The sequence below is a fragment of the Anoxynatronum sibiricum genome (assembly GCF_039414295.1).
Classification (GTDB): Bacteria; Bacillota; Clostridia; order Peptostreptococcales; family Tindalliaceae; genus Anoxynatronum; species Anoxynatronum sibiricum.
Genome location: NZ_JBCITM010000008.1, coordinates 75,763 through 95,138, shown reverse-complemented (window position 1 = coordinate 95,138; position 19,376 = coordinate 75,763). Strand labels below are relative to the sequence as shown.

The following is a 19,376-nucleotide window of genomic DNA, read 5'->3' as shown; positions in this document are numbered from 1 at the left end:
CCTGTTGCAGGGCTGTGCTATAATTGAGACGTTCTTTTCATGACAGTCGGTTGACAGCAGCCGACAACATCGCTCATGACATTATGCGGTTCATCCGCTGGCAACCATCGAAGCATGAACGGGAAAGAGGTGAAGGAAATGAAAGAAGGAATCCATCCGAACTATAATGAAGTGGAAGTGCATTGTGCATGCGGCAATGAGTTCAAGACCCGTTCCACCAAAGAGGAAATCCGCGTGGAAATTTGTTCCGAGTGCCATCCCTTTTACTCCGGTAAACAAAAGGTAATGGAAAAGGGCGGCCGCGTGGAAAAATTCAAGAAGAAATACGGCGTGTAAGTTCATTTTATTGCGTCAACCGGGAACCGACAGTCCTTCTGAGGAGTGCGGTTCTTTTTTTATGCCGCTTTTTCGCATACAGAAAACGGACGCCTGCATCGCTGTGGATGAGACGCCCGTTTATTCATAATAGATTCGGAAGTAGCTGTGCCAGCCTCTCTTATACTTTGGTGGGAGAGTGTGCTCTGTGTCCATAGACCAACGCCTTTCAAAGGTATTTGGAAAACCAGGTTTTCCAGGTGATACGGTACTGCTGGGTTCTCAGATGAAATACCTTCACCTGAGTTCCTTGTCCGGCTTTCGCCGGAGGCACTTCAGTCACGCGAAAATCAGTTGAAACCAGAAGGTTTCCACTCCTGATGAATCATCAGAGCCATCAGTTCTTCGCTGTCCATCGAGACTGACAGTGAACTACCGGAATCTATTGTGTTCTTTATATACCACAGGTCATTTTCTTTAAACAGGGAATTTCATTTTGTTTTTGATGAAGCACTTTTCTTGGCGAAGCAGCCGATGATGACTGCTTTCGGAAAGTGATGTGATATAATGGAATCAGTCAATGGACAGACATAAAATGGAGGGATGGGGATGAACACAGAACTGGTGATCATAGGAGGCGGTCCGGCGGGCTATCACTGCGCCCTGCAGTGTGCCAGGCAGGGACTAAAACCCGTGCTCATTGAAAAAGAAGCCTTGGGAGGCACCGGGCTTCGATGGGGGTGCCTGCCTGTGAAATATATCATGGACCGGATTCGAGCCCATAAAACCCGGCGGGGATTCTGGAGCGGCGGCATTGCGGGAGAAGAGCCTCTGGCATCGGGGGTGGCTGAAACCATTCTTTCCGACAGCCGCAAAACCATGGCCGATGTCAGCGAAACCATGGAAGAACAGCTGACAGCCGCCGGTGTGACCCTGCTTTACGGAGACCCGGAACTGCTGGGCCCGCAGCGGGTGCAGTTGGGAGATGAAACCATCACTTTTCGCCGGCTGGTGCTGGCCACTGGAACAGAAGCCAAACCGCCGGCGGGTGTCCGGCTGGATGGCAAGTACATCATCAGCCATCGGGAAGCGGTGGCCATCGCGGAACCCCCTGCGTCTCTCCTGATTCTGGGCGGCGATGTGGAAGGACTTGAATTTGCTTCCCTTTTTTCGGAGCTGGGGAGTCGGGTTACCGTACTGGAAATGCAGCCTGATTTGCTGGCGGGAACAGACCCGGATCTGACAGCCCCCCTCTTTCGAAGACTGGAAGCCAACGGCGTGGCGCTGAACACTGCCACCCAGGTGGCAACGGTGAAGCCAGTGGATAACGGCGTTGAAGTGCAGGCAGTGGATGGGCGTCTCTATGAAGCAGAGCTGGCGCTGGTGGCCATGACCCGGCGGCCGGTGCTGCCGGCAGGACTGGAAAAGACGGGTCTTTCCCTGGTGGATGGCCGCATTCCTGTGAACGATGACTGCCAGACGACGGTGGAGCATATCTATTGCATTGGTGATTTGAACGGCCGCATGGAAATGGGACATACGGGGATTCAGCAGGGGGTGTTGCTGGCAGACCACTTCAACCGGGGCACCCCCATCACCTGGCGCTATGCCCCGCTGCCCAGGGCCATGTTCACCCTGCCCCAAAACGGTGGCGCCGGCAGGCAGGAGTTGGAACTGAAGGCTGCCGGGATCCCCTATCGGAAAGCCCAGGTACGCTGGGCCGATACCTGGCGGGGGATGGGACAGGCAGAGCCGGAAGGCTTTGTGAAAGTGCTGGTCCATGAAAATGGCACCCTGCTGGGAATTTGGATGACCGGTTACGAAATCAGCGAACAGGTGGGACTGGCAGGAATGCTCATTGACGAAAAGAAAACGGTGGATGATCTGAAGCAACAGTTGTGGGTGCATCCCACTCTTTCAGAAGCACTGCATATGGCCCTGCTGCAGCTATCATGAAAGGAATGGAAGCGATGACTTGTCGGGAATGGCTGAAAGTCACTGAGCAGCGACTGAGCCTTGAGGGGGCCACCACCCCCCGTCTGGATGCCGAGGTGCTTCTGGCCCATGTGCTCCAGGTGGAACGGATCCGCCTTCACATGTACCCGGAGCGCCCCCTGGCAGAAGGGGAGGTGCAGCAGGCAGACCGACTGCTGGAGAGGCGTCTTCATCAGGAACCGGTGGCGTATATCATCGAATGCCAGGAGTTTATGGGGTTTGATTTTCACGTGAACCCGGCGGTGCTGATCCCCCGGCCGGAAACAGAGCTGCTGGTGGAGCGAGTGGTGGACTGGTTGAACAAGAAGGTTTCTGATAAAAATGCTGGGGAAGAGTTCCAAGCAAAAAATGAAACGCTGCCAGCCTTCAGCCTGCAGGGGGCTGACATTGGCACCGGCAGCGGTTGCATTGCCGTGAGCCTGGCAAAGCTGGTGCCGGAAATCATGATGCTGGCGGTGGACCTCTCGTCGGAAGCTTTGGGAGTGGCCGCTGAAAATATCCTGCGGCATCAGCTGACCCATCGGGTGATTCCTCTGGCCGGTGACCTGCTGGAGCCGGTGGTGTTTTACCTGGAGAACCGGGCATTACCGCAATGGGGTCATGGCGGTGGCTGCCTGGATTTCATCGTGTCCAACCCGCCTTACATCAATGAAAAAGACATGGCAGCCCTCAGCCCTTCTGTGGCCGCCTACGAGCCGGTGACTGCCCTGGCGGGAGGGGCTGACGGCTTGGATTATTACCGCCGGCTGGCGGCAGCGTCTCCCCGGCTGTTGTGCCCCGGCGGTTTGCTGGCCCTTGAGATTGGCTATGATCAGGGAAATGCGGTGGTGAGGCTCCTGGAAGAACAGGGGTTTCTGGAAGTGAAATGTCTCCAGGACCTGGCAGGTATTGACCGGGTGGTGATGGGCATCCGGCCCAGTGTAGCAACCTGAAGAGATCAGAAAGCTCAGGCAGGAAAGATCGGTTGAGTGAACTCAGGCAGGAGAGAGAAAAGGAAGAGAGGATCTCACAGATTTGGAATTTCTTTGAGTAGACTGTTCCCATATGAGCCTTCTTTTGATATAATACATTGTTGGAATAGATGCCTGTGAATCAGGTCTGTCGGCGCATGTGAAATGTGAAACATGAAATAAGGAATAGGTGATGACGCATGCTGGAAAAACTGGCATTTTTAGAAGATAAATACGAAGACCTGGGAGCACAGCTGAGTGATCCAGAGGTGATTAATCAGCAAAACCTGTGGCAGAAGCTGGTGAAAGAGCATGCCGAGCTGGAAGAAATTGTTACCTGCTACCGGGCTTATATGGAAACCCGGAAGGCGGCAGACGAAACAAAAGCCATTCTGTACGATAAATCCATGGAAGACGAACTGCGGGACATGGCCCGGATGGAACTGGATGAGCTTGAAGAAAAAGTCGTCGCCCTGGAGGACCAGCTTCAGATATTGCTGCTGCCCAAAGACCCCAACGACGATAAGAATGTCATTGTGGAGGTGCGTGCCGGCACCGGCGGCGATGAAGCCGGTCTTTTTGCCGCCGATCTCTTTCGCATGTACACCCGTTTTGCCGAAGACCAGGGGTGGAAGGTGGAGCTCATGAGTGCCAGCGAAAGCGGCATCGGCGGTTACAAGGAAGTCATCTTTATGATCCGCGGCAAGGGGGTTTACTCCCGCATGAAATTTGAAAGCGGAACCCACCGGGTACAGCGAATTCCTGCCACGGAGTCAGGCGGGCGAATTCACACTTCAGCCGCAACGGTGGCAGTACTGCCAGAAGTGGATGACGTGGAGTTTGAGATTAACCCCAATGAGATTCGTATCGACGTGTTTCGGGCTTCCGGCCACGGCGGTCAGAGCGTCAACACCACCGACTCGGCGGTGCGTATCACTCACTTGCCCACAGGGATGTCAGTGTCCTGCCAGGATGAAAAGTCCCAGCTGAAAAACAAGGACAAAGCGATGAAAGTTCTCCAGGCCCGGCTGTATGACATTATGGTGCATGAACAGCAACAGGCCATCGCTGCCGACCGGAAAAGTCAGGTTGGTTCCGGCGACAGAAGCGAACGGATTCGCACCTATAACTATCCCCAGGGCCGGGTCACCGACCATCGCATCAACATGACCCTCTATCAGTTGGACTCCTTCATGCAGGGAGATCTTGACGCCATGATCCAGGCACTGATCACCACCGATCAGGCAGAAAAAATGAAAGCCATGGCATAAGGTGCACACCACAAGAGGCACGGGGACGGTTCCCCTGCCTCTTTTTGCAGGTTTGAATGTAAAGGAGACGCCATGAAAACAACCCGTTTCGCCACCATCGACCCCCAACTCTTTACCGATGAAGCCCTGCAGCCCTTTGCCCGTATGCTGGCAGCAGGAAAGACCGTGGCCTTCCCCACAGAGACCGTCTACGGACTGGGAGCGGATGCCACCAATCCCCGGGCACTGGCGGCCATTTTTGAAGCCAAGGGGCGTCCTTCCGATAATCCCCTCATCGTTCATGTGGCGGCCCCAGAAGACATAGAACCCCTGGTGAAAACGGTGACTCCCCTGGCCCGGAAGTTGATGGCCCATTTCTGGCCGGGGCCCCTCACCATCATTTTGGAAAAATCACCGGCGGTCCCTGACATGGTGACAGCGGGACTGGATACCGTTGCCCTGCGCATGCCGGCCCATCCCCTGGCCCGGCGGCTCATCGCCCTGGCAGGGGTTCCGGTGGCGGCCCCCAGCGCCAATCAGTCAGGGCGTCCCAGCCCCACCCGTGGCAGTCATGTGGTGAAAGACCTGGAGGGGCGGGTGGATGCCATTATTGACGGAGGCCCCTGTGAAGTGGGGCTGGAATCCACCGTGGTGGATGCCACCGGCAGCTTTCCGGTGATCCTCAGACCCGGGGGCGTTACCCGGGAAATGTTGTTGATGGTGGTGGATCATGTGGCAGTGGATGCTGCTCTGGTGAAAAAGGATTTTGGCGGCGGGGAATCCGTGACAGCGCCCCGTTCACCGGGAATGAAATACACCCATTATGCTCCCAAAGCTCCCCTGATACTGGCCCGGTCATCACGACCGGCAGAAACAACCACAGAAGCGGCTCATGTCCTCATCACCCTGGCCCTTCGCCATCAGAAAGCCGAAGCTGTCATGGGCATTCTCTGCACCGACGAAACCGCCGCAATACTGGCCGAAATGCCTGAAACAGCCAAACTACCCCTGGTGGTCAAGTCACTGGGAAGCGTTCATCACCCGGAAGAAATGGCAGCGAACCTCTTCCTGCGGCTGCGGGAATTCGATGAGACGCCGGCGAGTCTGATTATCACGGAAGCTTTGTCTGACAACGCGCTGGGGTTTGCCTTGATGAACCGGTTGGTGAAAGCTGCGGGTAACCAGTGGGAAGAAGCTTGAAGCATAGCATCAGAAGCGTGTCTGATAAAACCGGTCGAACCAAAAAATCAAAGACTGCCATAAAATGACATGCAAAGAAAGTTTTCACAAAAGATCATCGAAAGATGGTTGAACCACAGGGAATACGGTAGAATAAAAAGGAATCGACGGTTCGGTGTCGGGAAAGGAGCAGATTCTTGAAAATCATTCTCTTTGTCTGCACAGGAAACACATGCCGCAGCCCCATGGCCGCTGCATTGCTGCAGGGTACGCTGAACCGGTTGGGCATTGGTGAAGACCAGATCAACGTGCTGTCGGCGGGCATCTTTGCGTCGGAGGGGCAGCCAGCTTCCCCTCAGGCAGTGGAAGTGATGCAGGAAAAGGACCTTCCCCTGGAAAATCACCGGAGCCGGCGGGTGACACCCCGGCTGCTGGAATCTGCCGATCTGGTCTTCACCATGACGGCAGCCCATCGCCAGTCGGTACTGATGATGGATGCCGCGGCTGCCGGAAGGGTGTTTACCCTGGCGGAATATGTCACCGGAGATCCGGAAGCGGGAGAAGTGCCTGACCCCTTTGGCGGTTCGGTAAAAGTTTACCGCCAGACAGCAGATTATCTGGAAACGCTGATTCATCAACTGGCACTTCAACTGAAAGAAAGGGTGGTGGAAGGCAGATGAAAATTGCCATTGGCAGTGATCATGGCGGCTATGCGCTGAAAGAATTGATTTATAAACATCTGGTTGACCAGGAATATGAAGTGACCGATTTTGGCACCCATGAGGAAGAATCCTGTGACTATCCGGTTTACGCCCAAAAGGTGGCAGAGGCTGTGGCGGCGGGAAAATACCAGCGGGGCATTCTTCTCTGCGGCACCGGCATTGGCATTTCCATTGCCGCCAATAAAGTGCCTGGCATTCGATGTGCCCTGGTATCCGACTGTTATTCTGCCCGCTCCACACGGCAGCATAACGACAGCAATGTACTGGCCCTGGGTGGTCGGGTCATTGGCCCTGAACTGGCCCTGGAATTGGTGAAAGTCTGGCTGGAAACCAGCTTTGACGGCGGACGGCACCAGCGGCGGGTGGATCTCATCACCCAGCTGGAAGCAACTTACGGCCGCCAATAAATGAAGCCTGCTTCGTGTTCTTCTGAAACTTGCTTCACAACCTGTCTGACAAGCGCAAGAAACCATTTTAAAGGAGGAATCTGGATGAGCAAAGTGGTGGTAATGGACCATCCCCTGATTCAGCACAAACTGACCATGCTGCGGGACATCAATACCGGATCAAAGGATTTTCGTGACCTGGTGAAGGAGATTTCCATGCTGATGGCCTACGAAATGACCCGGGAACTGCCCCTGGAGGATGCGGAGATCGAAACACCCCTCTGCACAATGACTTCCAAAACCCTGGCAGGAAAAAAACTGGGGATTATTCCCATTCTGAGGGCAGGATTGGGCATGGTGGACGGGGTGCTACAACTGATTCCTGCTGCCAAGGTGGGTCACATCGGCCTGTACCGTGACCCGGAAACCCTTCAGCCTGTGGAGTATTACTGTAAGCTCCCTTCTGATGTGCCGGAGAGAGAACTTTTTGTGCTTGATCCCATGCTGGCCACCGGCGGGTCTGCCAATGCCGCCATCCAGTTTATCAAAGACCGGGGGGGCGTCAACATTCGCCTGGTCTCCCTGATTGCAGCGCCGGAAGGGGTGGATGCCGTTCACAAAGCCCACCCGGATGTGGACATTTACGTGGCCGCCATGGATGAAAAGCTGAATGATCACGCCTACATCGTCCCGGGTCTGGGTGACGCAGGCGATCGGCTTTTCGGAACCAAGTAATGACTGATGTTTGAGCGGATTTTCAATAAACTCTACGGCATCACCGGCAGCTACTCCCTGTCCCTGGCAGGGGGGAAGCTGCTGGACGCATTGCAGCAATTGCTGTTTCAGTTTCGCTTGCAGCGCGTTGATCGCCACACCCAAGTGACGCTCACTGAAGCCGAAAGCATGGAACTGCTCCAGTCCCTGCGCCCTTATGACCCCGAGGATTTGAAACCGGCGCTGACAGACCGGGTGGCAGCAGATCCATCCATTTGGGTTTCCATTATTGTACCTGCCTATAACGCTGCCGACTATCTGGAAGAATGCCTCCAGTCACTGTTAAGCCAACAGACGACCTATGGGTATGAAGTCATTGTGGTGAATGACGGTTCCACCGATGCCACCGGCGAAATGCTGGCCGCCCGGGAACCGGACGACCGGCTGGTGATCATCACCCAGCCCAATGGGGGCATTTCAAGAGCCCGAAACCGGGCCATGTCTGTTGCCACAGGACGTTATTTTCTTTTTGTGGATGCAGATGATGCCCTGACACCGGGAGCGTTGGAGCAAATGCTGACAGAAGCGGAACGCACCAGGGCTGACCTGGTGGAGGGGAACTACCTGCTGCTGGAAAGTGGGCGCACCCGGCTGGGCCGGCCCCTGCACCACCACCGCAAGCAGGTGGATTTGAAGCAGACGCCGGAAACCATGCTGACCATTCCCGGGTATCCTTGGGGAAAGCTCTATGCCCGACACCTGTGGGATGATCTGGGATTTACCCTGGGGCTCATCTATGAGGATACCATCAACCGTTTGGTGGTGTTGCGCCGGGCGCGGCACTACGTGTACCTGCCTGAGCCCCTCTATGTGTACCGTCTCCACGAAGCTTCACTGACCCATCAGTCCAACAGCACCCCCAAAAGCCTGGACACCTACTACATTATTGACCGGCTGATTGGGGAGAACCACCGGCTGGAAATACCCCTGGATCACACTTTCTACCGCCTGGTTCTCAAGCAGCTGGGGTCGATTTTCTATCGAAGAACCAGCGGTTTTGAGAACAACGTGCGGGAAGCCCTGCTGGTGATGGCGAAGAAAACCCTGCAGGAGTTGGAAGTCTGCAGGCCGGTTGATCTGAGCCAGCGGGAAAAGCTGCTGGTCAGAGCCATTGAAGAATTGAATCTGCCCCTGTGGGAGCTCTGTTGCCGCCACGATGAATAACGTGGCGGTTTTTTTACAGGAATCCGTTTCTGAAGGTTGAAATGGGGTAATTTAACAGTAATAGCAGCCGGAGAATCTGACTGGCTGTTTTATGTTTGGCGACAAAAGAAGAGACATATGACCGGCGACAATATCTGAAAATTTTAAAATAATTATAAGTTTTGGTGCACCAAAAGGTGATGGCACACCAAAAGAAGTCGTCAACAACCAGGGGGTGGCGTCATGCTGCGATGGCAAAAAAAACTATTACGAATGACTTATGTGGTGCTGGATATGGTCATGATGCTCACCAGTGTCATCATCAGTATCCAGTTGGCTGAAAGATGGCTGGCGGAAGGTTTTCGTCCTGTATCCGGGCTAGAAATTTACGGGTATGTGAGTATTGTTGCCCTGATGAACCTGCTGGTTTTTCTCTTTGTTGAACTGTATGATTCCTTTATGGAAAGTCCAAGGGCACTCACCGGCCGGTTGCTGCTGGAGTCTGTGATTGCCTTTGCTGCCGGCCATTTCTTGTCCTATGGGCTGCTGATGGTTGTGCTGACAGACTATCGCCAGAGGAATCATTTGCTGTTTTCAGTCATCTTTTTTGTCATTTCCACCTGCGGCAAGGTGATCTATCATCGGATGCGCAGCAGCCGAAATCGTCAGGCTGAAAACGTGCGAAATGTGCTGCTGGTAGGCCAGTCGCCCAATGGGGTGCAGTATGTGGAAGCCATTGGCCGTCACCAGTATCTGAACTATCGGATTATTGGGTACCTGCACATCAAGTATCCTCCCGGGCATGAAGCGGCAGGAATGGATGATGGGGCGGACATGCAGGCAACACGGGATTCATCATTGCCGGGAGAAGCGACAAATGGCGACCTTCTTTTGCCGGAATGCAGCCTGCAGGCACTGATCTACGGTCCCCTGCCACATTTGGGCGGACTGGATGAGCTGGAAGACATCATCAACCGCCAAGTGGTGGATGAAGTGGTGGTGACCCGGTCACTATCCTATGACCAGCGGCTGGAGCCCCTTCTGAAAACCTGTCAGGAGAGGGGCATTACCATCACCATGCTGCTGAAGCGGCAGAACTATCATTCTGCCCAGGCCATGGTGACCATGATTGATGACATACCGGCGGTCAAATTTCATACTGTCAGCCTCAATGAAGAACAGCTGATGGCCAAACGACTGTTGGATATGGTGGGGTCACTGGTGGGAATGGTGATCTTTGGCATTGCGTGGCTGGTGATTGCCCCGCTGATTAAGCTGGAAAGCAGCGGGCCGGTGATTTTCACCCAGGACCGGGTGGGAAAAAACGGTCGTGTGTTTAAAATCCGAAAGTTTCGTTCCATGTGCAATGATGCCGAGGCCAAAAAAAGAGAGCTGCAGGCCAAAAACGAAATGCGGGGGCATATGTTCAAAATGACCAATGATCCCCGGGTAACGAGAATCGGTGCGTTTCTTCGTAAAACGAGCCTTGATGAACTGCCCCAGTTCTATAATGTGCTGAAAGGTGACATGAGTCTGGTGGGCACCCGGCCGCCCACGGTGGCAGAGGTGGAAGATTACCAGACACATCACTACAAGCGGATTTCAGTGATTCCCGGTATTACCGGCATGTGGCAGATCAGCGGCCGGTCCGCCGTCATTGATTTTGAAGAAGTGGTGAAACTGGACAATGCCTACATTGCCAACTGGACAGTCTGGCGGGATATCAAAATCATTGCCAAAACGGTCATAGTGGTGCTACAGCGGAGGGGATCCCATTAAATGAAAATACTCATGGTCAATAAATTTCTCTACCACCGGGGAGGCGCCGAAACCTACGCCTTTGAACTGGCAGACTATCTCAGGCAGCAGGGGCATGACGTGCAGTTTTTCGGCATGGAGGATTCCCGCAATGTCTATGGAAACGAGTTGAACCTGAATGTGAGCCATGTGGAGTTCCGGGGGGTTTCACTGCGGCAGGTCACCTACCCCTTTCGCATCATCTATTCCCGGGAGGCAAGGCAAAAAATCAGGCAGGTGCTGCAGGACTTTCAGCCGGACTACGTGCATCTGAACAACATCAACTTTCAGCTGACACCGTCGATTCTCTATGAGATTCATGCCCAGGGAATCCCCATGATTCAAACCCTCCATGATTTTCAGCTGGTATGTCCCAACCATATGATGTACCGGGAACATGACACCACCATCTGTGAAAAATGCAAGGGGCGGCGTTACCACGAATGTGTGCGTCATCGGTGCATCCACAACTCCCGGGTGAAAAGCTTGTTTGGAGCGGTGGAAGGATGGCTGTATCACCGGTTGAGAACCTATGAGATGATTGATGCCTTCATTGCTCCCAGTCAGTTTCTGGCCGACAAAATGGTTGCTTTTGGAGAAGACAGGCGTCGCATTCATACCATTCATAATTTTATCAAACGGGATTATGACCAGATGCAATTTGAAAAACAGGATTATTTTTTTTATTTCGGGCGTCTTTCCATTCAAAAAGGAATCCCCACCCTGCTGCGGGTGATCCGCTCGCTGCCGGAGGTGCCCTTTCTCATTGCCGGCGGCGGTGAGCTGGAAGAAGAAGTGAAGCAGGCAGAACTCGACAACCTGAAGTTTGTGGGATTCAAGACTGGAGAAGAGCTGGTGAAGCTCATTGGTGAAGCCAGGGCCACCCTGCTCCCCACCGAATGGTACGAGAATTGTCCCATGGCAGTGCTGGAATCCCTCATGGTGGGTACCCCGGTGATTGGATCCCGTATTGGGGGAATCCCCGAGTTGGTGGACCATGAAGTGGATGGGCTGTTGTTTCCGGCAGCGGATGAAGCCGCCCTGCGGCAGCAGGTGCAGCGTCTCTGGAGCCGGCCTGAAACAGCGGCGGCCATGGCGGTGAAAGCCCGGCAAAAGGTGGAGGCTTTTTCAATCGACACCTACGGGGAAAGGCTGATGAATCTGGTGACACCGCTGCTGAAAAACGGGAGGAGCAACCCATGAAAATCGCCATGATAGGCCATAAGCGCGTTCCTTCAAGGCTGGGGGGCGTAGAGGTGCACGTGGAAGAAATTGCCGCCAGACTGGCAGCCAGGGGGCATGAAGTGCATCTTTACAACCGGAATATTTACGGCAAAGATGCAGGACCCTACCGGGGCACTCTTTTGAAACCGGTGTTCACGGTGAAAAAGAACTCTCTGGAGGCGCTGATTTATTCCATCATTGCCAGTGTACAGACCGCCTTTGGCTCTTATGACATCGTTCATTTTCACGCCCTTGGTCCCTCAGTGATGAGCTTTATTCCCCGCCTTGCCGGCAAAAAAGTGGTGTGCACCGTCCATGGTCTTGACTGGAAAAGGGCCAAGTGGAAAGGGCTGGCCACCCGTTACCTGAAGCTGGGAGAATATGCCACTGCCCGCTTCCCCCATGCCACCATCAGTGTTTCCAAAACCCTGGTGCCCTACTACAAGGAAAAATACGGTACCTCCGTGGCTTATATCCAAAACGGGATTAACCTGAAACCGGCAGAATCTCTGGGAGCATTGGCGTCTTCCATGAACATCGAAAAAGACAGTTACTTTCTTTTTGTTGCCAGGCTGGTGCCTGAAAAAGGATGCCATTACCTGCTGGATGCCTTCCGGCAGGTGGACACAGACAAGAAACTCATCATCGCCGGCGATAATCCGTATAACCAGGAATATACGGCGCTCCTCCGGGAAAAGGCAGCAGCAGACCCCCGGGTGAGCCTGGTGGGCTTCCAGGATGAAGAAACGCTGCAACGGTTATATGCCAATGCCTATACCTATGTGCTTCCCTCAGATATTGAAGGGCTTCCCATCAGCCTGCTGGAGGCCATGAGCCAGGGGTGTCTGTGCCTGGTGAGTGACATTGAAGAAAATCTGGCAGTGGTGGAAAACCACGGCCTCAGCTTCCGTCAGGGAAATGTGGATTCTCTCCGGGATGCACTGACAGGTCTTTTGAGGGAAGAGGCCCGCCGCCGGGAATGCTTTCATCCCCAGGTACTGAAGGATTATATTCAGAAAACCTATGACTGGGATACTGTCACAATGGAAACAGAAAAAATCTATCGGAAACTGACTAATCAAAAAGGGTGATGACAGTGGTGCGCTATTTTCGAAATGTGATGAAATCTCTACCCCTCATCGGGGTGGTGACCGTGATCATGGTGCTGAGCATGTTTCTCTCAGTGATCCGCACCTTCCAGCCTGCCTATGAGGCTTCCACCTCGCTGCTGGTGAGCCGGAACCCGGGCGATGATGAGGCTTATGAAGCGTATGTGATGCTGCAGGAGGTGCAGATTGCGGAGAAAATCGTCAACGATATTCCGGAACTGATTTTCAGCACCCAGGTGCGCCAGGCGGTGAACCGGGCATTGCAGCAGGAGTTGGGTGACGGCAACAGCTATGACGAAGAGACCTTTCTAAAAAGCGTGGAAACAGAAACAGTTCTGAATGCCCGGGTGGTTCACGTGACAGTGCGCTATCCTGATGCAGAGGGAGCCCGGTTAGCGGCAGACACCGTTGCCTGGACCATTGATCAAATGGTGATGGACCTCACTGGCCAGGATTTCATTCATGTGATTCGAACGGCCGAACGACCTGAAGGCATTGCCGGTCTTGGCAAAAAGCATTTGTGGGTGCTGGGCGTGCTGGGGGGCGTGCTGATGGGAATGGCCATTGTGCTGTTGATGACCCTGGTGGAAGTGGAACCCATGTCCCGCATGAGAAGCCAGCGGCTCCGGGAACGGGATCAAAAACCGTCCACCGATGATTGATGCGGCAGACTAAGAAACCGCGGGAATAAATGCAACGATAGTGAATCAGAAGAGACGCATCAAGGAACTGCAGTCAGGAAATGCAGTCAAGAGAAGCTCAAAAGAGAAGGTGACAGCAATGATTGAAAAAAATACCATGGCACTGCCGGACCTCCTCTGGGTGGGAGGGCTGTCCACAATGGCACTGTTGGCTGCTGTTATGATGGCGGCACAGTCTCCCTACATGATTGTGATGATCCCCGGCGCCCTTCTGCTGGCCGCCCTTCTTCTGAGCAGTGATACCCTGTGCCTGGCAGCGGTGATTCCTGTTTTGCCTCTCTCTGCTTCCACTCTGTTCACGGCCCAGTTGCTGCCGGTACCCGGTGCCAGAATTAACAACATCCTGCTGCTGTTGCTGCTTTTGGGGTTTTTGCTGAATCGGAAGCCAGATTTTCGGGAACTGAGACCGGCGGCGGTGTTTTATGCCGGCAGCCTGCTGCTGCTCACAGCAGCCATTTTTCGTACCGGCCATGTGGCCGGCTTTGCCCGGGAATTTTGGCAGGAAAGCTACAGCCCTGTGAAGTTCTTTCTTTCCCACGGGTTGATTCCCCTTCTCACCAGCATCCCCTTTCTAATGATTGCCGGGAGTATTCGTCAGGGAAAAGAAATACGACGGGTGTTGTTCTATCTGGCCCTGTCCATGAGTCTTTTTTCCGGTGTGATTGTGGGCACCTGGGTGCTGAAGGTGCCGCCAGGCGCTGATTTTTCAACGGTGCGTGATATCATTGGCCTGGAGACACTGGGAATGCACGGCAACAATCTGGCAGACTTTATCATTGTGGGATTCCCCCTCATGCTGGCCATGGCATTGGTACCCCGTGGTAAATATCGCCGGTGGTTTTATGTGGCAGCGGCGCTTTCCCTTGTGGCAGCAACGCTAATTTACTCCCGTACCGCCTATGCCATGATTCTCCTTTCCATTGCTGCCATTGTGATGCTCACCCGACAATACCGGCTGATTTTACCGGTGGTGGTGTTGGTGGTGCTGGTGGCCGTGGCCATGCCCGGCGTTACTGAGCGGGCCCTTACTGGTCTGGAGGGCGGTGAGCGAAATGTGATCACCGCCGGCAGAACCGATGAAATCTGGCGGCCGGTGATGCGGGAATGGCGCCAGCGAACAGCCACCCACCCATGGCAGACACTGGCAGGCTACGGTCGTTACGGAATCATGGATTTTCAGACATTTCGAAATGGACGAATGCTCCGGGTCACCCATTCCCACAACATGTTTCTGGACACACTGGTGGACACGGGCATCATTGGGCTGGCATTCTATCTGGGGTTTTTGGGATACGTGCTGACGGGGCTGCTCAGGGCTTTTTACCGGCGGCGCCGCTCGGGAAGCATTGAAGAACTGCATGTGGCAGCGGGGCTGCTCACCTCTCTGGGCTGTTTTTTAGGCCGGGGATTAACAGACAGTTTTTTGCTGCCTCAATTGACCAATGCCTATTTTTACATGGTGATGGCGTTGGCCTTTGTGATCATTGGACAGGAAAAGAAGCAACGATTTTTGGAATCAACAGCAAGAGGGGAAGTTGGTAAATCCCCAAAAGCCACTACAGCCACGATGACCAATAGGGGCTGGGAACAGCCGCCGGCAAGTCTGGAAGGGGAGGGTGTGGAATGGGCGTGACAAAGCTTCTTATCATCATCAGCAGCATGACTTTCGGGGGAGCTGAAATGCAGACCCTTGAACTTGCCAATGGGTTGGTGGACAGGGGCTATAACATCGAAATTGCCGTACTGGACCATAAGCAGGAAATCATTGATAAAGGCCGCCCGGAAATCCGATTTCACATCCTAAAGAAAAAAAGCTACCTGGACAGGCGGGTGGTGAAAGCACTGAAAGAACGCCTGTCAGTTTTTCAGCCTCACCTGGTGTTGTGCGTGGACCTGTACCCGGCCCTTTATTTCCGGCTGGCTGCCATGGGAAGCAGTGCCTGCCTGCCGGTGGCCACGGTATTCCATTCCACCCTTCCCCGGGATGTCAAAGAACGCTTTCAGCGGTGGTACCTTACCCGCCTGCTGAAAAAGAACAACCGGCTGGTATTTGTCAGTGAAAAGCAAAAGGATTACTGGCTGAGAACCCATAAAGGGCTGCGCCTTCATCATTCCCGTACCATTCACAATGGCATTCATTTGGAGCGGTTTCATGATTTTTTGCAGGAAGAGGCAAAAATAACGGCCACCCGACGTCTGTTGGCGTATGAACCCAATCAGGTAATCATCGGCAACTGCTCCAGTTTCCGCGTTGAAAAAAGACACCAGGATCTGCTGGAAGCCGTCCACCGTTTGAAATCTGACGGTCACCCGGTGAAGCTGCTCCTCATCGGTGACGGAGATCAACGGGCGCATATTGAAAAGCGCATCCGGGAGCTGGGGATGGAAGAAACGGTCTATATCACCGGACACATTACGGATGTACGACCGTATCTGGCGGTGTTGGATGTGTTTGTGCTTTCCTCTGATTCGGTGGAGACGCTTTCCATTGCCGCCATTGAAAGCCAGGCCATGAAAAAGGCGGCGGTACTGTCAGATATTGGCGGTGCTGCTGAAATTGTGGAGGAGGGTATCAATGGATACCTGTACCCTGCCGGAAATGTGGAGCAACTGACGGAATGCCTGCGAAATATACTGCAGTATGAACGTTGGAAACCCATGGGAGAAGCAGCTTATCACCATGCCCGGCAACACTTTGACCGGCGGCAGATGGTGGAGGCGTATCACCAGCTGCTGATGGAAATGAAGGGAGGCAGTCATGGAGGTTAAGTATATCTATCGCATTGACGACATTCATCCGGCTATGATGTGGTCCCGTTTTGAACGGGTGATGGCCATGTTTCAACAGCGGGGCGTGGTGCCTTTGCTGGGGGTCATCCCGGATAATCAGGATAAAAGCCTTCAGTTTGACCCGCCCCGGGAAGATTTTCACCAGATCATGCGTACCCTGGTGGCAGAAAAGAGAGCCGAAATTGCCCAGCATGGCTATCGGCATTTATACACCACCCGGCAGCAGTCCGTCAACCAGCGTCTCTATGGCAGGGTATCCAGCTCAGAGTTTGCCGGTCTCCCTTATGAGACCCAATACCAGATGATTCGTGACGGACAGGCCATGCTGCGGGCCCAGGGGCTGGAAAGCGACATTTGGATGGCGCCCTCGCACACCAGTGATGACAACACTTTTCGTGCCCTGAAAAAGCTGGGATTTCGCTACGTCACCGACGGTGTGGCAGTGTATCCTTACCAGCGTCATGGACTGATTTTTGTTCCTCAGCAAAACTGGCAGTCTCAAAAACCCTTCCCGGTGGGGGTCTTCACCATCTGCCTTCACCTGGATGATCTGGAAGAAGCTGCCATGAAAGAAATTGAAGATCATCTGAAAACGAATGATGTCATCATGCCCTTTTCTCAGGTGGCCAGCCTTCCCCTGCAGTGGTATCATGGCCCGCTGAACAGTCTGTTCAAGCTGAAACGGATGATCTACCACTGTGGGGTGCGCCCTCTGCGGGCAATAAAGCACCAATCGGTTGTTGATCAGGAACGCTGAATTCCGTCAATTCACCTAAGATCAGGAGGCTAACGTTGTGTTTGCAATCAACCATCGGACCAAACTGGGATTCATCCGCATTAAAGATCTCTACTATGCCCCTGCGCTCCAGCCGCCGTCACCGGATATTGATGTGATTTATTATTATCACTGCAAAGTTTCCGGGCCTGGGTCCAAACCATTTCACACCCTCCTCATTGATGTTTCCCGGGAGCCGGAAGCCCTGCTGGCTTCCTTCCGAAAAAGCACTCGAAACGCCGTTCGGCGGGCCATGGAGAATCCACACATCTCCCTGGAGGTGAAGGCGCTCAGCAGCCTCCAACAAAGCGGGGGCGAAAAATTGGAGGCCTTCGTCTCAGCCTATGACCAGTTTGCATCCCAAAAGGGCATTCAGCCCTGCAACCGGGAACTGGTGCACCTGCTGGCGGGGGAAGAACGACTGGCGCTGGCCACTGCCAGACTGGAAGAAGAAGTGTTGTGCCAGTTTCTGCTGGTTGAAGCAGACAAAAAAATGGTGGCCTATTATGGTTACAACACCCGTTTCTCCATTGAAGAAGATACTGAAAAAGTCAGTCTTATTGGCAAAATGAACCGGGCACTGGATTACCAGTGTATGCTGTATACCCGGGAGAGCGGGAAGGCCCACTACGATTTATGCGGACTGACCCTTGATCCGGAAAACCCGGAAGCGGGCAATGTGGACCACTACAAACTGGGGTTTGGAGGCGAGATCGCCACTGAATATCATTTCATGCAGCCGGTGACACTGAAAGGCTGGTTGTTTTGCCGGTTGAAAGCACTGCAGGGAGGCATCGGGTAAGGTGCCGGAAGAAATTGCTAATGAAAAATACCTTCAAAGGAGCGGAAAGCCATGTTTGAAGTGGGAGATCGATTGAAAGGATTTTTGCACATCAAAGATGTGTATTACGCCCCTGAAATCATGCGCAGAGATCCTGGTTATGATGTGGTCTATTATTTCTTCTGCCGTGAGTCTTATCCCGGTGCCCAGGAGTATGCCACAGCAGTCATTGATTTAAATCGTGATGAAGAGGCAATGCTGAGGTCATTTCGTGACAGTACCCGTAAGGCCATTCGACGGATGCTCCGGGATGAAGCCCTTGTCATTGAAATTGAAGAAACACCGACGAAAGAGCAGGTGGACGGTTTCCTGGAGAAATATGATGACTTTACCCGAGCGAAGGGATTTGAACCTTCAGAACGCCAGCGGGTGTACCAGCTGCTGGCCCATCACCGCATTGGCATGGTAACGGCATGGTATGAGGGTCGGATTCTGTTGCAGCGCATTCTGATTGAAGACACAGAAAAAGTGCTGCCCTATTTTGGGTTCACAGAACGGTTGAATGAAACGGAGGCACACCGCATTCAGTTGATTTCTGCCGTGAGTAAAACAGTGGAGTATCGGTGCATGCTTTTCTGGAAAGAAAAGGGCAAACATCTCTATGACCTGGGGGGGCTGCTGCCTGCTGATGGCGAACTTTCGTGGCAGCAGGTGAACCACTATAAGGAAGGGTTCCATGGTGAAATACTAAAAGAGTATGAGTTTTGCTATCCACTGACATGGAAGGGGCGGTTATTGTGCATCTTCAAGAAGTGGCAGAACTGGAATCAGAAGAGAAGAGAAGGGATATCTTATGTCACCTGGAAAGCTGGTTTTCATCATTAAAACAGAGGGAATAGAAGGAATCCTTCGGCGGATCCTTGGGCGTGTTTACCTGCGTACTCATGTTTACCGGGTAAAACTGAAGCATGTGGCGCCGGTGCCAGGCGATGAAGGATTGAAGCTGTCAGAGATGAATCACAGGCTGTTTCAGCGTATGATTCAGGCGTATCCTGACGAGATTCTGCCGGAAAAACTGGATAAACTGGCAGAAAGACTAAAAAAAGAGACAAAAGAGCGGGTGTATGTGGTAATGGACGCAGCAGAGCAGATTCTGGGGTATTATTGCCTTGCCTTCCGGGAAACTTATGATGAGTCCATGGAATACCTGGTACCGGATGAAGCGGGCAACGTGTTTCTTTTCGACGGCTATACGTTTAAACAGCACCGCAATCGGGGAGCACAAAAATATGCCACACAGGCGCTGCTGGAACTGGGAAAGAAAAAAGGCTGTGACACAGCCAGTACCATGGTGGATGAAGGGAACCGATTTTCAGAAAAAGCCATTCGGCGATATGGATTCCGTCGTTATCAAACCATTCATCATATCGATCTGCGATTTAAAAAAATCAATATGGTTCGAACATGGGAAGACGATGCATGAAC

General features: G+C 53.3%; 19 protein-coding genes. All 19 read left to right on the top strand.

Annotated features, from left to right (window positions below):
* The first annotated feature begins 138 nt into the window (after window positions 1-138).
* Window positions 139-336, top strand: a complete 198-nt coding sequence (gene rpmE / locus AAIG11_RS09370) for a 50S ribosomal protein L31 (protein ID WP_283409113.1) — start codon at window positions 139-141, stop codon at window positions 334-336.
* Window positions 337-924: 588 nt separating this feature from the next.
* Window positions 925-2,271, top strand: coding sequence for a dihydrolipoyl dehydrogenase family protein (locus AAIG11_RS09365; RefSeq protein ID WP_343185984.1), 1,347 nt, complete (start codon window positions 925-927; stop codon window positions 2,269-2,271).
* Window positions 2,268-3,242 (top strand): peptide chain release factor N(5)-glutamine methyltransferase, encoded by a 975-nt coding sequence (gene prmC / locus AAIG11_RS09360; protein WP_343185983.1) that lies wholly within the window; start codon window positions 2,268-2,270, stop codon window positions 3,240-3,242. The genes AAIG11_RS09365 and prmC overlap by 4 nt, the downstream gene beginning before the upstream one ends.
* 218 nt (window positions 3,243-3,460) lie before the next feature.
* The gene (gene prfA, locus AAIG11_RS09355) at window positions 3,461-4,531 is read left to right on the top strand and encodes a peptide chain release factor 1 (RefSeq protein ID WP_343185982.1); all 1,071 of its coding nucleotides are present in this window, start codon (window positions 3,461-3,463) and stop codon (window positions 4,529-4,531) included.
* A gap of 72 nt (window positions 4,532-4,603) precedes the next feature.
* The gene (locus AAIG11_RS09350; RefSeq protein ID WP_343185981.1) at window positions 4,604-5,710 is read left to right on the top strand and encodes an L-threonylcarbamoyladenylate synthase; all 1,107 of its coding nucleotides are present in this window, start codon (window positions 4,604-4,606) and stop codon (window positions 5,708-5,710) included.
* Between the two features lie 176 nt (window positions 5,711-5,886).
* Entirely contained in the window at window positions 5,887-6,369 is a 483-nt protein-coding gene (locus AAIG11_RS09345) for a low molecular weight protein arginine phosphatase (RefSeq protein WP_343185980.1), read from the top strand.
* Window positions 6,366-6,818, top strand: coding sequence for a ribose 5-phosphate isomerase B (rpiB, locus tag AAIG11_RS09340; RefSeq protein ID WP_343185979.1), 453 nt, complete (start codon window positions 6,366-6,368; stop codon window positions 6,816-6,818). The genes AAIG11_RS09345 and rpiB overlap by 4 nt, the downstream gene beginning before the upstream one ends.
* A gap of 84 nt (window positions 6,819-6,902) precedes the next feature.
* Window positions 6,903-7,532: a uracil phosphoribosyltransferase gene (gene upp / locus AAIG11_RS09335; protein WP_343185978.1), complete on the top strand. Its 630-nt coding sequence runs from the start codon at window positions 6,903-6,905 to the stop codon at window positions 7,530-7,532.
* A 6-nt stretch (window positions 7,533-7,538) separates the two neighbouring features.
* Complete coding sequence (locus AAIG11_RS09330; protein ID WP_343185977.1) at window positions 7,539-8,735, top strand: glycosyltransferase family 2 protein; 1,197 nt, start codon at window positions 7,539-7,541, stop codon at window positions 8,733-8,735.
* A 222-nt stretch (window positions 8,736-8,957) separates the two neighbouring features.
* Window positions 8,958-10,493, top strand: coding sequence for a sugar transferase (locus tag AAIG11_RS09325; RefSeq protein ID WP_343185976.1), 1,536 nt, complete (start codon window positions 8,958-8,960; stop codon window positions 10,491-10,493).
* Window positions 10,494-11,714, top strand: a complete 1,221-nt coding sequence (locus AAIG11_RS09320) for a glycosyltransferase family 4 protein (protein ID WP_343185975.1) — start codon at window positions 10,494-10,496, stop codon at window positions 11,712-11,714.
* Window positions 11,711-12,826 carry a glycosyltransferase family 4 protein gene (locus AAIG11_RS09315; protein WP_343185974.1) on the top strand — a complete coding sequence of 372 codons (1,116 nt, stop codon included), beginning with the start codon at window positions 11,711-11,713 and terminating at the stop codon, window positions 12,824-12,826. Before AAIG11_RS09320 ends, AAIG11_RS09315 begins: the two co-directional genes overlap by 4 nt.
* On the top strand, window positions 12,826-13,506 hold the full coding sequence (locus AAIG11_RS09310) for a YveK family protein (protein WP_343185973.1): 681 nt from the start codon (window positions 12,826-12,828) through the stop codon (window positions 13,504-13,506). Before AAIG11_RS09315 ends, AAIG11_RS09310 begins: the two co-directional genes overlap by 1 nt.
* 40 nt (window positions 13,507-13,546) lie before the next feature.
* Window positions 13,547-15,178, top strand: a complete 1,632-nt coding sequence (locus tag AAIG11_RS09305; RefSeq protein WP_343185972.1) for an O-antigen ligase family protein — start codon at window positions 13,547-13,549, stop codon at window positions 15,176-15,178.
* Window positions 15,169-16,314, top strand: a complete 1,146-nt coding sequence (locus AAIG11_RS09300; RefSeq protein ID WP_343185971.1) for a glycosyltransferase — start codon at window positions 15,169-15,171, stop codon at window positions 16,312-16,314. The genes AAIG11_RS09305 and AAIG11_RS09300 overlap by 10 nt, the downstream gene beginning before the upstream one ends.
* Window positions 16,304-17,092: a DUF2334 domain-containing protein gene (locus AAIG11_RS09295; protein WP_343185970.1), complete on the top strand. Its 789-nt coding sequence runs from the start codon at window positions 16,304-16,306 to the stop codon at window positions 17,090-17,092. Before AAIG11_RS09300 ends, AAIG11_RS09295 begins: the two co-directional genes overlap by 11 nt.
* Window positions 17,093-17,129: 37 nt before the next feature.
* Window positions 17,130-17,912, top strand: a complete 783-nt coding sequence (locus AAIG11_RS09290) for a hypothetical protein (protein WP_343185969.1) — start codon at window positions 17,130-17,132, stop codon at window positions 17,910-17,912.
* 51 nt (window positions 17,913-17,963) lie between these two features.
* Window positions 17,964-18,776: a hypothetical protein gene (locus tag AAIG11_RS09285; protein ID WP_343185968.1), complete on the top strand. Its 813-nt coding sequence runs from the start codon at window positions 17,964-17,966 to the stop codon at window positions 18,774-18,776.
* On the top strand, window positions 18,745-19,374 hold the full coding sequence (locus AAIG11_RS09280) for a GNAT family N-acetyltransferase (RefSeq protein WP_343185967.1): 630 nt from the start codon (window positions 18,745-18,747) through the stop codon (window positions 19,372-19,374). The genes AAIG11_RS09285 and AAIG11_RS09280 overlap by 32 nt, the downstream gene beginning before the upstream one ends.
* The last annotated feature ends 2 nt before the right edge of the window (window positions 19,375-19,376 follow it).

Coding starts and splice junctions, on each gene's coding strand:
- upp (WP_343185978.1), top strand. CDS start 6,903: ATGAGCAAAGTGGTGGTAATGGACCATCCCCTGATTCAGCACAAACTG.
- AAIG11_RS09285 (WP_343185968.1), top strand. CDS start 17,964: ATGTTTGAAGTGGGAGATCGATTGAAAGGATTTTTGCACATCAAAGAT.
- AAIG11_RS09330 (WP_343185977.1), top strand. CDS start 7,539: ATGTTTGAGCGGATTTTCAATAAACTCTACGGCATCACCGGCAGCTAC.
- AAIG11_RS09350 (WP_343185981.1), top strand. CDS start 4,604: ATGAAAACAACCCGTTTCGCCACCATCGACCCCCAACTCTTTACCGAT.
- AAIG11_RS09310 (WP_343185973.1), top strand. CDS start 12,826: ATGACAGTGGTGCGCTATTTTCGAAATGTGATGAAATCTCTACCCCTC.
- rpiB (WP_343185979.1), top strand. CDS start 6,366: ATGAAAATTGCCATTGGCAGTGATCATGGCGGCTATGCGCTGAAAGAA.
- rpmE (WP_283409113.1), top strand. CDS start 139: ATGAAAGAAGGAATCCATCCGAACTATAATGAAGTGGAAGTGCATTGT.
- AAIG11_RS09365 (WP_343185984.1), top strand. CDS start 925: ATGAACACAGAACTGGTGATCATAGGAGGCGGTCCGGCGGGCTATCAC.
- AAIG11_RS09300 (WP_343185971.1), top strand. CDS start 15,169: ATGGGCGTGACAAAGCTTCTTATCATCATCAGCAGCATGACTTTCGGG.
- AAIG11_RS09325 (WP_343185976.1), top strand. CDS start 8,958: ATGCTGCGATGGCAAAAAAAACTATTACGAATGACTTATGTGGTGCTG.
- AAIG11_RS09315 (WP_343185974.1), top strand. CDS start 11,711: ATGAAAATCGCCATGATAGGCCATAAGCGCGTTCCTTCAAGGCTGGGG.
- prfA (WP_343185982.1), top strand. CDS start 3,461: ATGCTGGAAAAACTGGCATTTTTAGAAGATAAATACGAAGACCTGGGA.
- AAIG11_RS09295 (WP_343185970.1), top strand. CDS start 16,304: ATGGAGGTTAAGTATATCTATCGCATTGACGACATTCATCCGGCTATG.
- AAIG11_RS09280 (WP_343185967.1), top strand. CDS start 18,745: ATGTCACCTGGAAAGCTGGTTTTCATCATTAAAACAGAGGGAATAGAA.
- prmC (WP_343185983.1), top strand. CDS start 2,268: ATGAAAGGAATGGAAGCGATGACTTGTCGGGAATGGCTGAAAGTCACT.
- AAIG11_RS09320 (WP_343185975.1), top strand. CDS start 10,494: ATGAAAATACTCATGGTCAATAAATTTCTCTACCACCGGGGAGGCGCC.